Annotated in this window: 16 protein-coding genes and 1 pseudogene; 7 read left to right on the forward strand and 10 right to left on the reverse strand. The window is 65.5% G+C overall.

Annotated elements, in window-relative coordinates:
* Nucleotides 1–902, forward strand: a 902-nt coding sequence (locus A37U_RS0132810) for an IS3 family transposase (RefSeq protein WP_020500867.1), incomplete at its 5' end; no start/stop codon positions are given.
* A 207-nt stretch (nt 903–1,109) separates the two neighbouring features.
* The gene (locus tag A37U_RS54545; RefSeq protein WP_020500905.1) at nt 1,110–1,232 is read left to right on the forward strand and encodes a hypothetical protein; all 123 of its coding nucleotides are present in this window, start codon (nt 1,110–1,112) and stop codon (nt 1,230–1,232) included.
* A gap of 40 nt (nt 1,233–1,272) precedes the next feature.
* Here A37U_RS54545 and A37U_RS46605 read toward each other — a convergent pair whose 3' ends face one another.
* The 9 genes from A37U_RS46605 to A37U_RS0132855 all read right to left on the reverse strand — a co-directional run bounded on the left by A37U_RS46605 (nt 1,273) and on the right by A37U_RS0132855 (nt 10,521).
* Entirely contained in the window at nt 1,273–2,271 is a 999-nt protein-coding gene (locus A37U_RS46605) for a CaiB/BaiF CoA transferase family protein (protein ID WP_020500906.1), read from the reverse strand.
* Between the two features lie 23 nt (nt 2,272–2,294).
* A complete protein-coding gene (locus A37U_RS55165) occupies nt 2,295–2,540 on the reverse strand; it encodes a zinc-binding dehydrogenase (RefSeq protein WP_083934127.1) in 246 nt (81 codons plus the stop codon).
* Nucleotides 2,540–3,361 carry an alcohol dehydrogenase catalytic domain-containing protein gene (locus A37U_RS46610; protein WP_020500907.1) on the reverse strand — a complete coding sequence of 274 codons (822 nt, stop codon included), beginning with the start codon at nt 3,359–3,361 and terminating at the stop codon, nt 2,540–2,542. The genes A37U_RS55165 and A37U_RS46610 overlap by 1 nt, the downstream gene beginning before the upstream one ends.
* Before the next feature lie 825 nt (nt 3,362–4,186).
* Entirely contained in the window at nt 4,187–5,326 is a 1,140-nt protein-coding gene (locus A37U_RS0132830; RefSeq protein ID WP_020500909.1) for an Rv3169 family protein, read from the reverse strand.
* Nucleotides 5,327–5,404: 78 nt separating this feature from the next.
* Nucleotides 5,405–5,791, reverse strand: a complete 387-nt coding sequence (locus tag A37U_RS0132835; protein ID WP_020500910.1) for a hypothetical protein — start codon at nt 5,789–5,791, stop codon at nt 5,405–5,407.
* Nucleotides 5,788–6,801 (reverse strand): phosphotransferase family protein, encoded by a 1,014-nt coding sequence (locus A37U_RS0132840; protein WP_020500911.1) that lies wholly within the window; start codon nt 6,799–6,801, stop codon nt 5,788–5,790. Before A37U_RS0132840 ends, A37U_RS0132835 begins: the two co-directional genes overlap by 4 nt.
* Nucleotides 6,798–7,991, reverse strand: coding sequence for an acetyl-CoA hydrolase/transferase family protein (locus A37U_RS0132845; RefSeq protein ID WP_020500912.1), 1,194 nt, complete (start codon nt 7,989–7,991; stop codon nt 6,798–6,800). Before A37U_RS0132845 ends, A37U_RS0132840 begins: the two co-directional genes overlap by 4 nt.
* Nucleotides 7,988–8,863 carry a cyclase family protein gene (locus tag A37U_RS0132850; RefSeq protein ID WP_020500913.1) on the reverse strand — a complete coding sequence of 292 codons (876 nt, stop codon included), beginning with the start codon at nt 8,861–8,863 and terminating at the stop codon, nt 7,988–7,990. The genes A37U_RS0132845 and A37U_RS0132850 overlap by 4 nt, the downstream gene beginning before the upstream one ends.
* Nucleotides 8,860–10,521, reverse strand: a complete 1,662-nt coding sequence (locus tag A37U_RS0132855; RefSeq protein ID WP_063712874.1) for a class I adenylate-forming enzyme family protein — start codon at nt 10,519–10,521, stop codon at nt 8,860–8,862. Before A37U_RS0132855 ends, A37U_RS0132850 begins: the two co-directional genes overlap by 4 nt.
* A 280-nt stretch (nt 10,522–10,801) precedes the next feature.
* Between A37U_RS0132855 and A37U_RS55170 the strand changes: the two genes are divergently transcribed.
* From A37U_RS55170 to A37U_RS53215, 4 genes are all read left to right on the forward strand, one after another.
* A complete protein-coding gene (locus A37U_RS55170; protein ID WP_020500915.1) occupies nt 10,802–11,524 on the forward strand; it encodes an IclR family transcriptional regulator in 723 nt (240 codons plus the stop codon).
* 571 nt (nt 11,525–12,095) lie between these two features.
* Entirely contained in the window at nt 12,096–12,926 is an 831-nt protein-coding gene (locus tag A37U_RS0132870; protein WP_157183172.1) for an alpha/beta fold hydrolase, read from the forward strand.
* 197 nt (nt 12,927–13,123) lie between these two features.
* The gene (locus A37U_RS55175; RefSeq protein ID WP_205623083.1) at nt 13,124–13,282 is read left to right on the forward strand and encodes an MBL fold metallo-hydrolase; all 159 of its coding nucleotides are present in this window, start codon (nt 13,124–13,126) and stop codon (nt 13,280–13,282) included.
* A gap of 75 nt (nt 13,283–13,357) precedes the next feature.
* Entirely contained in the window at nt 13,358–13,561 is a 204-nt protein-coding gene (locus A37U_RS53215; protein WP_020500919.1) for a hypothetical protein, read from the forward strand.
* Between the two features lie 434 nt (nt 13,562–13,995).
* Here the strand turns inward: A37U_RS53215 and A37U_RS50485 are convergent.
* Nucleotides 13,996–14,304: pseudogene (locus tag A37U_RS50485) on the reverse strand (integrase core domain-containing protein); the annotation flags it as partial.
* A 258-nt stretch (nt 14,305–14,562) separates the two neighbouring features.
* On the opposite strand from A37U_RS50485, the gene A37U_RS46620 reads away from it, so the two are divergent.
* A partial coding sequence (locus A37U_RS46620; RefSeq protein ID WP_205623048.1) for an IS110 family transposase occupies nt 14,563–15,141 on the forward strand: 579 nt, incomplete at its 3' end.

Raw genomic sequence — 15,141 nt, forward strand, 5'->3', positions numbered from 1 at the left:
ACGAAATGAGCGTGGCCCGTTTCATCGCCGACCAGAGGACCGATCACCGGGTGCCACACACGATCACCTGTGTCCTGTTCGGCGTCAGTTTGTCGTGGTTCTACAAATGGATCAGCCGTGCGCCCACGGCCCGGCAACAACGCCGAGAAGCGCTGGATGCCGTCGTGCGCCAGCGGTTCGAGTTCTCCGGTGGCACATATGGCTCCCCGCGTATTTATGCCGATTTGCTTGAGGCTGGGTGGCGGGTCAGCGTGAACACGGTCGCTGACTCGATGCGTCGACAGGAGCTGATCGCGCGGAAAGTCAAGCGGTACAAGGGTTTAACTCGTCAGGACAAGTCCATGCCGAAGGTTGCGGATTTGGTGCGCCGGGACTTCACCGCATCGGGGCCGAACCAGAAATGGTGCGGTGACATGACCCAGATCCCCACCAGTGAAGGGCCGCTGTATATGGCCACGGTCATCGACCTGTACTCGCGGCGACTGCTGGCCTGCCCGGTCTCGGAACACCCGGACGCGGCCCTGGCCGCGGATGCGATCAAGATCGCCGCCACTGTCCGTGGCGGCCGCGAACAAATCGAGGGCGTGATCTTCCATAGCGATCGCGGCTCGACCTACACGGCTGGCCTGTTCGCCAAGCTGTGCCAGGAAAAGCTCGGCATCCGACAGTCGATGGGAAGGGTCGGATCCTGCTTCGATAACGCCGCGGCCGAATCGTTCTTCGCCACCCTCGAACATGAGGTCCTGTCCCGAAACCGCTTCGCGACCAAACGCCACGCCCGAGCGACCGTGACGAGGTGGTGCCGCGACTTCTACAACAACCAGCGCCGGCACAGCAGCACCGGATTGCTGGCCCCAACCGAGTACGAGAAAAACACCGCTGACCAACCGGCAGCGACCTAGAAACCCTCCACGATTTGAGGGGAAGTCCAATGACTCGGTGTGTCGGTTTCCGGTTGGTTGAGCCATGTTGCTAGACAGTGGGCATGGTTGAGGAGTTGGTTCCGGGCGAGTTTTGGGCCGATATCGAGCCGGTGTTGCCGGTGGTACAGCGGCGTTTTCATCATCCGGGTCGGCGTCGTGTGCCGGATCGAGTCCTCAAGGTGCTGTGTGCTCGCGGTCCGCGACCTCGAGGACTACCGCAGACCGAACGTCGGGATCCGCAGCTCGGGCTGGAAGAAGGCGCTGCAGGCATTCACCATGTACTTCGAGGGGTTGATCCCCACCCCATGAACCGCCACCGTCACTTACACAGACGACCGGACGCCCCCTCTCACTGGTGTGGGGGTTCCTCGGTGGAGCCGAGGGAGGGGGCGGGGTTGAGGTGGTTTAGCAGTGCTGTGGGCAGGGGCAGGTGGTCGCGTCCGGGGCCGTCTGGGAACCGGGTCGTGATCTGCTCGCGCGCCACCGGTTCTGTGGCTGCGTCGGCGGGACCGAGTGGGAGGTCGTGTCGTTCGGCGAGCGCGACAATTTCCTGCCTGGTCAGCCGCGCGATGTCGCGTTCGAGCCTGTTTCGGATCTCGTCGGCGTGCTGTCTGCGGTCGAGGTAGCGCGCGAGGCTGGGGTCGGTGGCCCAATCGGCCCAGCCGAGGGCTGTGCATAGGCGTACCCACATTGCGTCTTCCAGCAGGGCGATCGTCACGCGTTTGCCGTCAGCGGTGCGCAGGGTTCCGTAAGTGGGTTCTGGGTCGGCTTGAAGGCCTGACGGTTTCACTCGGGCCCAGGCGATCGCGGCGTCGAGCATGCTCATGTCGAGGTGGCAGCCCTGGCCGGTGTGCCAGGCGGCCGTGATCGCGAGTGCGGCGGACGTTCCGGTGGCCAGGTCGACCCAGGGCACACCGATGCGGGAGAGGTCGCCGGCTCCGGTGAGTACGCCTGCCATCGCCTGTAGCGAGAGGTCGTGGGTCGGGCGGCCGGCGAGGGGACCGGTTTGCCCGACGCCGGTGATCGAGCAGTAGATGAGTTGCGGGTGGATCGTATGCAGTGTGGCCGTGTCGCAGCCGAGCCGGCTGGTCACGCCGGGACGGAAGCCTTCGATGAACACGTCGCGGCCGTGGACTAGCTCGTGTAGCCTGCGCTGTCCGCGGTTGGTCTTCAGGTCCAGGACGACGCTGGTTTTGCCCGCGTTTACGTGCTCGAACATTTCTGGATCGAGCTGACGGGCGGCGTCCCCGGCGGGCGGCTCGATCTTGGTCACTTCGGCACCGAGCGCCGCGAGCAGGAATGTCGCGTAGGGACCGGGCAGCTGCTGGCTCAGATCGAGCACCCGCATGCCTCGCAGCGGGGAGGATGCGTTCACGGGACGAGCACCGCCCTGCCGATCACCTCGCGGCGTTCGACGGCTTGGTGCGCCTGAGCCGCTTGTTCGAGCGGCCAACAGCGCGCTGGGACCGGGGTCACAGCGCCCGTTGCGACGAGCTCAACCACCTCCGCTAGGTCGGTCGCGTCCGCGTGTGCGGATCCGTGGATTGTGAGTTCCTTGAGGATCGATAGACCTGCTTCCAGGGGCAGGGTGGCTGGTTCGGTGTTGCCGACTAGCATCAGCTGGCCCCGGGGGCGAGTGCGCGAAGCGCGAGCGGGAAAGTCGGGCTACCGGTGAGCTCGACCACGACGTCTGCCCCCCGCTTGCCGCCGAGATCGTGCAGGCATTCGCGGACGGTTCGAGGGACTGGTGAGACTAGCACCGCTGCCGCGCCCAATTCCAGGAGCGTCTGTTCCTTCGCGGCATTGCTGGTGAGCGCGACGACCGTCGCGCCAAGATGGTGGACAAGCTCTACGATGTGGACGCCGACTCCACCGCCGGCTCCGGTGACGAGCACGATGTTCCCCGGGTGGGTTTCTGCGCGTTGCAGGGCCCGCAGCCCGGTTCCCACGGCGCAGGACAGGATCGCCGCCGCGGCGTCCGGGATGGAGTCGGGGACAGCTACGACGTTGCGCGGTGTGGCCAGGACATACTCGGCGTACCCGCCGGGGACATCTTCACCGTAGAATCCGGGGCCTTGGCGGCAGAGGGTCGTGAGCCCTGCCATGCATTCGGGGCAGTGGCCGCAAGGGATGCGCTGGACGAGCGCTACTCTGCGGCCGAGTAACTCACGTCCAGCCGTCACGTCCGTGCCGACGGCCACGACCTCGCCGGCGATCTCGTGTCCGAGGATCGTTCCGCGGCCGACTCTGAGTTCGCCGCGGCGCGCGAGTGCGTCGTGTCCGCATACCCCGCACGCCCGGACTCGGATCAGGAGGTCGCCGGGGCCGGGGCGCGGTGTCGGGCGGGAGTCGGGGACGAGGACCTCGGGTCCACCCGTGCTGTTGAGTGCGATGCAGCGCATCCGGTCTGGTTGGTCGTCGTGTCTGGGGGCGATCATGGTTTTCCTTGGGTCGTATGGGGTGCCGATGGGTGTTGTCGCCAATGGGTTGTCACGAGACCGTGCTGGCCGGGCGTTGGTGCGGGCCGCTGCCCACGTTGAATTCGAGAGAGCAACTGGTCAGCCGTCTCGGGGCAAGGAAGAGCTCGATCAGGATCAGTGCGATGCTGGCGTGGATCGGAGCCTGGGTGATCCTGTGATCACGAATGCCAGCCGGGGCAGGGCGTTTCCCGTTGGCAACAGCACAAACACCGGTACGGCGAGCATGACATGTGGGACGCAGCTGGGCAGGATGATTCGGCGGCGTCTGGACCGGTCGGCGAATCTGCCGGTGTTCGGGCGGGCCATGGCGTAGATCGACAGGCCGATCGCGACCAGGGCTGCTCCCGTCTGCGGCGGTTTGACTGATGTGGCGAGGAAGTTCATTGCTTACGAGATCAGATGGAACAGGCCGAGGCCACAGATCCAGGAGCACGTGAACGTGGCCAGCAGGGGTGACCCGTGCCATAGGTTGAGTGGGCCCCGCAAGTGGGCCCTCGGCCGGTCTGCTGAACGCGAAATAGTGGAAGTATTCAAGGAAGCTGCCAAGAACGTAGGCGAGCGCGATGCGTCGCTGGTCGGCCTGTGGGGGAGACACGGTGGACAACGGGCGGCTTCGGACCCTGACGATCGCACGGGCATGAGAGGACGGATTCGTGAGTTCGAAGCCGCCAGTCGGAATGACAAAGCCGACGACGGGAACGGGTAGCTTGTTCAAAGGTCCGGCACGAGCGGTCTTCGTGGAGAGAAGTTTTCGTGAAAGAGTTGACGACCCGTGGTCGTCGGTCATAGGAACTCCCAGCCGCGACGCTCGGACATGCAGGCCTCGTACGCCGTTGGATCGATGGCCTGGTAGATTCCGAGGGTGGTGGTGCCGTCGTCGCGAGTGACCCGGCAGAGGTGTTCGTCGAGGCCCCGTACGCCGATCCGGATCTCGGGATGGGTCAGGTCGAGGGTTTCGCCCTCGGTCATGTCCGGGCCGTCGTAACCACCCTGGTGGATGTCGCTGCCGGGAGTGCCGCCGTACATTCCGCAACGCAGGAACGCGGTCTGCTGGCCGATTTTCTCATAGTGCAGCCGTGCCTGCTCGCCGGTGTCGAACCGGTAGTCCACGATCCCTTCGGCGAATACTTGAGTGTCGGGTTCGAAGCGCAGCCGGCGGGCGGGTTTGAGGACCTTCGCGCAGCCCTGTCGCTCGTCGCCGAACCGGTAATAGCTGCGGTCTCCCCATATCGTCCAGTCGGGGAAGGCGACGAAGGCGTTGCCGTTGGTGCCCACGTGCAGTCGGTCGCCCAGGGACATCGCAGGCCCGCCGACCCCGCGTCCGGTGCCCCAGTGGCGGTCCCGTGTCCCGGCGGAGCCGGGGGGCAGCGCGATCCGTTCGCCGTCCACCTCGACCCACCCGGTGACCTCGCCGAAGCACTCGAATCCGCTGGTCACGTCGTTGCGCCTGCCGGGGGGTGTGCCTGCGGCCGAGTCGGACAACGGCTCGCGGAAAACCTGGCGAGTGGTGTCCGTGAAGGTTAGGTCGTAGGCGATGCCCCACTCGTTGGGGTCCAGCACGTAGCGCCACTCGCGCAACCCGCGCACGATCATCGGGGCGATCGGTCCGATTCGCAGGTCGGCGCGGTCGGTGCCGATTCGGCGAAAGCTGCGTACGGCGGTGTGCCGCCCGCGTACGTTGACGATGGCGTAGGCCTCGGCGCGGTCGAGGTTGGGGTAGAAGCTGCCGCCGGTGGCGATGACGATGTCGCCTCCCGCGTCGTGGGAGACCATCCAGTACCGCTCGTAGGCTCGCGGGTCGCCGGTCCACATGACCCGGATCGGGTCCGGGGTCTGGTGGACCAGGAAATCGTCGAACGGGGAGAGCGGAAACTGCTCGGCGAAGTGCGCGTCGTCGGCCACAAGGCCGAAATGGTCGTTCATTGGGCACGTCCTACCTTTCTGATTGGGTCAGAACCGGTCATTCGTAGGATCGGTAGGCTCCGCCTGATCCTTCCGTGTTCAGGTCGGGTCGGCGTCCACGCGGGCGCGCAGGTGCGTGCCGATGGTGGCCCGGTCAGGTCCATCGGGGAGCCCTCGGATGCGGTGGGTCAGGGCTGCGCGGAGCTTCTCGTTGTGAGCGACAGCCGCGGCCAGGTCTGCGGTGCCTGGTGTGGCCTCTTCCAGATCGCCGCTGTCGGGGTCGTGATAGCCCAGCAGTGCGGCAGTCCGGGCGTTGTCCGCCTGCAGGAACGGCAGCGCCATGGACCAGGAACCGGCCGTCCGTTCCACGAGTCGGCGCGCGTTGCGAACCAGTTCGGTGACGGCGGGGGTGGTTTCGGGGATGTCCTCGGCAAGGCGGAGCAGCCGGATGGCCCCGTCGAGTTGCTCGTCGATGGTTGGTCTCACGTGTAGTCCTCCAGCACGGCATCGAGAACGGTGGACAAGACTCGGCGGGTGGGCCGGTAGGGTTGTTCGGTGCGACCCGCCAGGAACGCGCGCAGGCCGCTGACCTGCATGATGGCGGTCTTCAACGCGGAGAAGGCCACCCACCAGTCCAGCGCGTCAAGGGCTACCCGGGTGCCGATGGTGCGTTCGTAATGGGCGATTAGATCCGCGGTATCCCAGGAGCCCGGGATAGTGTGCTCAGCCGTCCGTAGTGGCTGAGTGACCCAGCCCAGGTCCTCCAGCGGATCCCCGAGATGCGCGAGTTCCCAGTCCAGCAACGCGGAAACCCGGTCGCCGTCGAGCAGGATGTTACCGGGCTTGAAGTCCGCGTGGACCAAGACGGTGCTGGCGGACAACGGGGCCCGCTCATCGAGTACGGCGATTGCGTACTCCAGCTCCGGCCAGGGTTCCACCTGGTCGGTACGCAGCACCGTCGCCCAGTGATTCAGTTGAGTGCGTGCCGCTTCGGGTCCGGGATCGGTCAGCGTGGCGCTCAGGCCGAGCCCGCGCCAGTCCACATCGTGCACAGAGGCGAGTAGCTCGCAGAAGGTTCGTGCGAGTCCGATCCGTTCATCGAGGACGCGAGCAGGGTTACGCAGCACCCGATAGTCACACTCGCCCGGTAACCGACTCATGATCAGGGACGGACGGCCGAGTGCGCGCCCGTTGGGGTCGAGCCACCGAGCGGCGGGGGTGGGCAGGGGGCTGCTTTCTAGGGACCGCAGCACTGCAAACTCGACCGAGCGGTTTGTGTCGATCAGTCCGCCCAAGGGATCGGTGCGCAGGATTAACGGCTCTCGGCTCCCATCACCGACCAGGTCGAACAGCCAATTGTTGCGGGACCGGCCGGTGTCGGCGCGGCGGAGGTCGACGATCCGGCCCGCAGCATCCGGCTGGCTGGCGAGGAAGGCATGGAGCAGCTCGGCGACCCGGCTGGTCTCTGTTGCTGGTGTAGTGGTCGTTGCGGTCATTGTTCGAGTCCTTCCCGGAGTGTCGTGCGGTGCTCTGGAGCCGCGATCGCGATCAGTGATACGGCGCGCTCGCGCAGGCTGCGTCCCCGCAGATCGGCTACCCCGTGCTCGGTGACGACGACATCCACCCCAGAGCGAGGGGTGGTCACCGTGGCCGGGGCCAGCCGTGGCACGATTCGCGAGTACGACCCGGCGGTGGCCGGCAGCGCGATCACCGCGCATCCTCCGTGGGAGCGCTGGGCTGCGCGCATATACTCGGGCTGGCCGCCGACACCGCCGACGTAGCCCGCGGAGACCTCCTCGGCGTTGATCTGTCCGGTCAGATCCACCTGCAGCCCGGCGTTGACCGCTACGAACCGGTCAATGTCGCCAGCGGCGGCCGGCGATGTGACCTGGTGTACCGAGCACACCGCGACGTCCGGGCCGGTGACGTACCGGCAGAGTGCGGGAGATCCTGCAGCCTCACTGATGACGACGCCCTGTGGGCGCAGGGCGCCGGCATCAGCGAGCTCGAGTAGCCAATCCCCGGCCAGCGTGGATCGCACGGCGAGATTGCGGTGCCCGACCAGCGCGTGACCGACCGCGCCAGCCAGTGCACCGACGCCCAACTGAAGAGTGGCGCCGTCCGGTACCAGGCCAGCGACGTGCGCGGCAATGCGCTGCTGCGGCGCACCGACTTCCGGTACCGCGACGACCGGCAGCGGCCGCGAGGTCGGCACCAGCGCATCGAATGCCGAACCGTGCAGCCGCGGGGCGGAGGTGACCGGCAGTTGCGCGTTGACCTCGGCGACCACCAAGCGGGCCCGGCCCAGCAGGTCGTAAGTGTAATCCACCGCCATGCCCAGGCTGTGCTCACCGTGTTCGTCGGCCTCCGTGACCTGCACTAACAAGACTAGGTCACGACCGCGATGCAGCAGCACCCGCGGGAGGTCGTCAAAGCGCGCGGGGATCACCTCGACCTTGCCACGGTGGGGCGGCCTTCCCAGCGGCCCCATCGCGCCGAAGGACAACAGCGGCAGCGGGGATGGCCGAGTTAGCGCATCGCTGTGCGACAAGCCAACGAACACCTCGACCCCGGTGGGCGCCGCGATCAGCAGTTGCTCCAATAGCAGGGTCGGCTCACCGACACCCTGCGCGACGACGACGAGGTCACCCGGCCGAAGCTGTGACAGCCACTGGTCGGCCGTCACAGCACGGCCACGGGGGTGACCGGGCTGCCCGTCGAACCCACGAGCGCGAGCGGCGCGAACAGCAGCAGGAACGTGGAGCGTCCGACACCACCGAGAGCTGCCGCAAACCCGGCGAGATCGAGGTTCTCGATCAGCGGCACACCGTGCTGGTGTAGCAGCACGAGGTGGGCGGGGAAGCCAGGCTCCGCCGCCTGCTGCTCCACGGCGTAGTTGTCCGACCCGACCAGCGCGACATCCTGCGCGGCCAACCAGGCCGCCGCCGCGCCGGTGATCCCGGGTTCGTCTGCAAAGTACTGCTGCGCGGAGCCGTGTGACTCCCACCAGCCTGTCCGTACCAGTACGGCATCACCAGGCTCGGGGCTCACCCCGGACTCCACGATCCCGCGCTCGAGATCGGCGGCGTCCACTGGGGCTTGTGGCGGCAACGGCCCGCCCGTGACCGTGACCAAGTCCACCAGGACCCCGCGGGTGACGACCGGGGTCAGGTGCTCGGCGCCGCAACGCTGAGCACCACGGGTGCTGCGGGTCGAGGCCTCGGGATGGCCGTTGTAGAGGTCCACGCCCGCCCACGCATGAGACAGGGCATCGACATGGGTACCGCTGTGCGTGGGGAACTGCACAGTGTCCTCCGCGAACTTGAACCCGCCTGGGGCCCGGGCGCCCAGCGCGTAGTCGCCTGCATCGCGGTTCATGAACCGGGCCGGTCGCGGCCTATGCGCCGGCGAGGGACTCGACGGACCGAGCGGTTGAGCGAGTGAGTAGGTCCGGCCCTCCCGGACCAGGCCGACGGCGCGGCGGGTGACCTCGGGGGTGACCAGGTTCAATGCTCCGGTCTGGTCATCGCCGCCCCAGCGGCCCCAATTGCCGGTCATCGGGTAGCCTCCGTTCGCCCCAACTCGTCGGTGACCAGTCCAGCGGCCCGGTTGCGTAGGCCGCGACGGAGTAACTTACCTGTGCCGGTGCGTGGGAGATCGTCGACCAGGGTGACCAGCCACGGCACTTTGTACCCGGCGATGTTCTCCTTGCAGTACCTGATCAGGTCCTCCTCGGTCACGGCGTCGTTCGCCGGGACCACGAACGCGATAACCACCTCGTCCTTCGTCGGGTGCGGTGTCCCCACGACGAGGGTCTCGGCGACTCCGTGATGACCGGATAGGAAGCTCTCTACCTCGGCTGGGGAGACGTTGATACCGGAGGTCTTGATCATGTCGCCGGTCCGGTCGACGAACTCGACGGTACCGTCGGCGTGGAGCACGAGCCGATCGCCGGTGCGGAACCAACCGTCCGCGGTAAAGGCCGCCGCGGTGGCGGCGGCATCGCCGAGATAGCCCGGGGTCAGCCGGCCACGCACCTGCGCCTCACCCGGCTGCTCCGAGGGCAGGACCGCACCGGTCTCCTCGTCGACGATCCGGATCTCCACGCCTGGCAAGGGCCTTCCCTGGGTCACGCGGCGGCGCTCCAGAGGTGTTCGATGATCAGTCACGCAACAGTTGCCGTAGGTCTCGGTGGAGCCGTAGATGTTGCAGATCTCCGCGATCCCCAACCGTTCGGCGGCCTTGTCGACCGCGTCCGGCCTGCCTATCGTCAAGCCGGTCCGCAACGAGGTCACGGCCCGGACCCGGTCGGCGACCTTCGAAGCCAGCGCGTCGATCATCGTCGGTAGAAGGTAGGCGGCGGTCACCTGCTCGCCGGCGAGTAGCTCGGCGGCGTCGCCGGGGGTGAAGTGTTCCTGCAGGATGAGCGACGCCCCGTGCGTGAGGGTCGCCATCAACGCGTTCGCGCAGCCATAGCTCCAGAACAGCGGCGAACCGAGCCAAATCCGGTCGACAGCATCGAGTCCCATGCGCTCGCCAATGTGGAAACCGTTCACCACGAGGTCGCGATGACACAGCGGCACCGCCTTGGGTTTACTGGTGGAGCCGGACGTGTACAGGACGAAAGCTGGCGCGGTTTCACGGTCCGCGGGCTCGATGACCGGGCCGCCTTCGGCATGGTCAGCCACCAGCCGCGCCCAAGAGCCCATGCGATCGATCGCATCGCCGATCACCACGACGTGCCGCAGCGCCGGAAAACGGTCGCTGTGCAGCGGGCCCGGATGGTCGAGCTCGGGAACCAGGACACGGAGCTCACGGAGCAGATCCGTACTACCGACCCGGCCAGCCAACACAAGGACCGACGCTGCCGACGAACGAAGCAGAAAGTCCAGGTCGTAGGCCTTAGCCCAGGTGTGAAACGCGTCTACCCGAGCACCACAACGCATCGCCCCGACCGCCACAGGGATCCACTCGGCCAGGTTGGGAGCCATGAGTCCCACAACGGACCCTTCGTCAACGCCCAGGGAGGCCAGGGCGCGGGCGGCAGCATGGGTCCGGCCAGCCAGCCCGGCGTAGGTGAACCGCTCGGTGCCGGTGACGACCGCCTCCTGCCCCGGGGTGCTAGCGGCGAAGGCGTCGATGAGCCGCGGAATTGTAGGTTCGGACGGAGGGCAGGGGACAGGGACACCGTGAACATCCCCGGGGCTTTCGGACACCTTGTTGGCCTCCTCATGCGAACTAGGCACCAGCGGCTACCTCGTGGCGAATCCGCCACCAGGAAGGTTCGAGAACTCGAATGTTAATTCGCACATCTGAATCTAGGTCGTGCCACGCTGAGCGTCAAGAGCGCGGTTGGAAGCGAGTTTCGTAAACCGGAAGATCGTCGCTACCCTCGCGGCATGGTCCAGACGCGCTCCGGGTGGTGGGATGAGTAGTAACGACCGGTACTCACGGACATTCGACGTGCTTGAACTTCTCGTAGGACGTGTCGACGGGATGACGGTCACCGAGATCAGCAAACGGCTCGGACTCCCGCTCAGCAGCAGCCACAACCTTCTGCAGCGCATGGTCATCGCTGAGGTCGTCACGATGACCGAGGACCTCCGGTACTGGCTCGGCCCTCGCGCTGTCCGGCTCGGTATCCGGATCGTCGATGGCCTCGAGGTGCGGGCACTGAGCAGGCGCCACCTCCTCGAACTCGCCCGGGAAACCGGGGACGACATTTACCTCGCCGTCCCGTTCGGTGGCCGCATCGCCTACGTCGACCGGTTCCCTGGTTCCCGCCCGGTGGCCGTCGACATCCGGCTCGGGCAGTCCTTGTACCTCCACGCCACCTCGGTCGGCAAACTTTTCGCCGCCCACGACCGCCAGCTTCGCCAGCGCCTGTTCGCGCAGGACAGGCCCAAACTCACCGAGCACACACTCACCGGCGCGCAAGAAATGGAACGCGAGCTTGATCAGATCGTCCAGCACGACCACGCAATCAGCCGACAAGAGGCAATCATCGGGGTGATCGGTCTCGCCGTCCCGGTCCGCGACGATAACGGCGCGCTCGTGGCCTCGATCCACGTCTCCACCCTCAGCAACCAGATGGACGCACAGAAGGAAGCAGACCTGCTGGCCGCAGCCAGAACCGCCGCAGCACAGATCGAGCGCGAACTCGGCAGGGAGCACCACGCAGGCGGAGACCGAAAGCCAACCATCCCCGCCATCGGATGAAAGACCGTCGGATTTCGAGGCCGCGCCGCCGATCGGACAGCGGGAAACGAACAACAGCCTGAGGTGGGCCAACCCGCAATGACTGGTCCCGCTTGGGAACCGGTCGACAGCGACAGCGTCGTCGTCGAGATGGTCGGCGAATTGCGGCGGCAAAGATCGTTGGGGACCAGAACGTCCAATGCGTGGCGCCGTGTCGAAGAGAGCGTAGACGCTAGACGGCCGAATAGACGGTTGCCATCTGTTATCGGCGTGGGGCCGGGGGAGAGGCGAGGCTGCACTCCGTCGAGAACCAACCCGACGCGACTGTCATACACGCCCAGTTAGCCGCACGCTCGAGACGGTCGGCGAGAAACCGCTACGGCAGAGCGTCTCGGCACCGTCCTCGGCCATCAGCACCAACGTGACGAAGCAGGTTTCGACGGCAGAGAAGTGCTGGCTATCCATAGTTTCAAAACACCGTCAAGATTCAAACAGTTGACGCCGGTTGTCTCGGTCACTAAGCTACGAAAAAACGAATCTTGCTTCGAGATTTCGAATAATCGATCTGGGGTGTTCGAAGGGAGTGGTCAGCGTGGCTTACCTGTCCGGTGGCCAGGACGTGTGGTACACGAGTGCAGGCGAAGGTGCGCCGATCGTGCTGTTGCCAGGGCTGGGTTTCTCCGGCTATTACTGGAAACGGCAGTGGGCACTCGCTGACCGATACCAAGTAATCACCCTGGATCCACGCGGACAGGGGCATTCCGGCGCGAGCCTAGGTCCGTGGACCTTGTCGCAGGTCGCCACCGACGTACGGGCGTTGATCCTCGAGCTCGATCTGCGCGAAGTAACCCTGGTGGGATGGTCGATGACGTCGTTCGTACTGTTCGAATACGTCCGTCGATACGGCAACGACCGGATCAAGGCGCTCTGCTCGGTGGACATGACGCCGCGAAACACGCTCGATCCGCAGTGGCCCCACGCGATATTCGGGGACCTGACGATGGGCAAGGTAGTCAACGTAGGGGGCTCCATCATCGACGATCAGAAAGCTTGGTTCTACGGGTTGTCGGCTGCCTGCTTCGCGGCCGGAGCGACGGTAGATGAGCAACTCGTCGCGGATTGGACGGCTGAAGGCCTGCGTACCTCGACCGGTGCGTTGCTGGCCTACTGGCTCGACCTCGCGCGATCCGACTGGCGTGAGTTCGTGCGTACGATTACCGTACCCACTCTCTTATGCCACGGCACCAGGAGTCAGGCGGTGCCGACCGATGTGGGCGCATGGCTGCGCGACGCGATGCCGAACGCGACCCTGACGCGTTTCGAACACAGTGGCCACGTGCCGTTCTGGGAGGAAGCCGAGGCATTCAATACGCACCTTGACGCGTTCCTGACCAGCGTCCCGGTGACCCCGGTGATGCGCTGAAAGCGGTTGTTGTTCGAGTGGGCTTTTCAAGCGGCTGGCTAGTCAGCACGAGGCCGTCGTAGCGGTGTCAATACTCCAGCTGTAGATCATGCTCTTTCGCCTGCCGGGGTAGCCAAGCCACGGGTCGTTCGTCGACCATTTCGGCTGCTCGCGAATGTAGGTGGTGCGTTGCTGGGTCGGTTGGCAGGGTGAAGGCCATGAGGATTACCAAGTTCGGTCACGCATGCGTACGTGTGGAGAAGAACGGCCAGGCGATCGTCATCGACCCTGGTGTCATGACTACCGAGCCAGACGTACTGGCGGGGGTCGAGGCCGTCCTCGTTACCCACGAACACTTTGACCACTTCGACCCATAACGCTTACGCGAAGTCCAGTCGGCCATCTACACCTGCGCCGGGGTCGCTCGGCACCTGAATGGGTTCGGTGAGCGCGTGCATGTGGTCCGCGCCGGCGACAGCTTCTCGGTCGCAGTCTTCGAGGTGTCAGTGGCAGGTGACAAGCATAACTTCAGCTACCCGGACGCGAATCCCGTCGACAATGTCGGGTTCCTGATCGATGGAGAGGTTTTTCACCCGGGCGATGCATTGACCGGGGTCGACGCGCCGACACTGTTGCTGCCTGGTCAGGCCCCATGACTGACGGCGCTCGACATGATTAGCTACCTGCGCCGAATATCATCGCGCCGTGCGTACGCCATTCATGATGGGCTGCTCAACGAGTGGGGCCTGAAGGTACTGGACGACGTACTCGCCAGGGAGGTCAAGCGGACAGGTGCCGAAATCCGGCGGCTCCGCCCTGCCGAGAGCATCGAACCCTAGACTGCGCTATCCGGCTGCCAGGCGGCACCATCTGCCGGGCTCGGGCAACGACAGTTTGTGATGTTTATGGTGGCTGGCATGTGCGCGGGATTGGCTGGTTCGTCGCCATCGTGACCAGTGAAGTATGTGTGAATCTGTTAGTTCGTCGGGGGTCATGCGGCGAGGGGTTGTGGGGTATTGGGTTCGTGGTGGCCGATTCTGGTGAGGAGGTGAGGTGTGTCAAGGATCTTGGACGGTCCTCGGTGGGTTCCTCAGGCCGCGGTCGCGGTGAGGTGGTCTCGATATGCCTCGGCGGGGGTGCGGTAGCCGAGGCTGCTGTGGAGCCGTTTCCGGTTGTAGAAAACTTCGACGTAGTCGGCGATGGCGAAGCGGGCGCGGGCCCGGGTGGGGAACGGTTCGCGGTGATACATCTCGTTTTTCAGTGAGGCGAAGAACGACTCGGCAGCAGCGTTGTCCCAACAAACGCCGGTGCGCCCGACGCTGGTGCGAACCTGATTTTTCTTGCAGAAAAGGGAAAACTCAGCTGATGTGTATTGCGTACCGCGGTCGGAGTGAACCACCAACTTGTTCAATACCGGCAGGGAGTGTGGTCTGCAGCCATGATCTCCTCAGGTGGTGGTCGGGTCTGGCTCGTGAAACACCTGTCACCCTGCGGGGTTGACTCGCGAGCGGCTTGCTTCCCGGCCACCGCTGCTTGGCGTGGAGTGGCTGAAGAGAGGCCTGCAATGCCGAAAGTTGGTGTGCCCTCCTCGCCCCCATAATGGTTCGTTCGAGGAGGATCTTCGTTGGCACAGCAGACTTTCCGGCCCGATCAGATCGTGATCGCGATCGATCCGCACAAGGCGTCGTGGACCGCAGCAGTGGTGGACGCGAAGCTGCATCCGTTGGCGACGCTGCGAGTTCCGGTCAGCCGAGACGGCTACCGACAGCTCCGTCGCTTCGCCCGCCGCTGGCCGGGGGTGTGGTGGGCCATCGAGGGAGTCACCGGCCTCGGGGCGCCGCTGAATGCTCGGCTCGACGCCGATGGCATCAAGGTTGTCGACGTGCCGGCGAAGCTCGCCGCTCGGGTGCGCATGCTCTCGACCGGACACGGCCGCAAAAACGACGACGCCGACGCGATCTCGGTGGGCATCGCCGCACTGACCGCGACCGACTTACAGTCGGTCGGCCTGGACGGAACCATCACGGCGCTGCGCGCGCTGGTCGAACACCATGACGACATGATCCGGACCCGAACCCAGACCATCAACCGACTGCATGTGTTACTCACCAAGCTCATTCCCGGCGGCGCACCCACAAACCTCAGTGCCGATGCTGCCGCAGGGCTGCTGCGCACCGTCCGATCCCGCGACATCGCCGCGGCAGTCGAGCACACGGGCACAACACTGACCAGCTTG

Source organism: Sciscionella marina DSM 45152 (assembly GCF_000379465.1).
Lineage (GTDB): Bacteria > Actinomycetota > Actinomycetes > Mycobacteriales > Pseudonocardiaceae > Sciscionella > Sciscionella marina.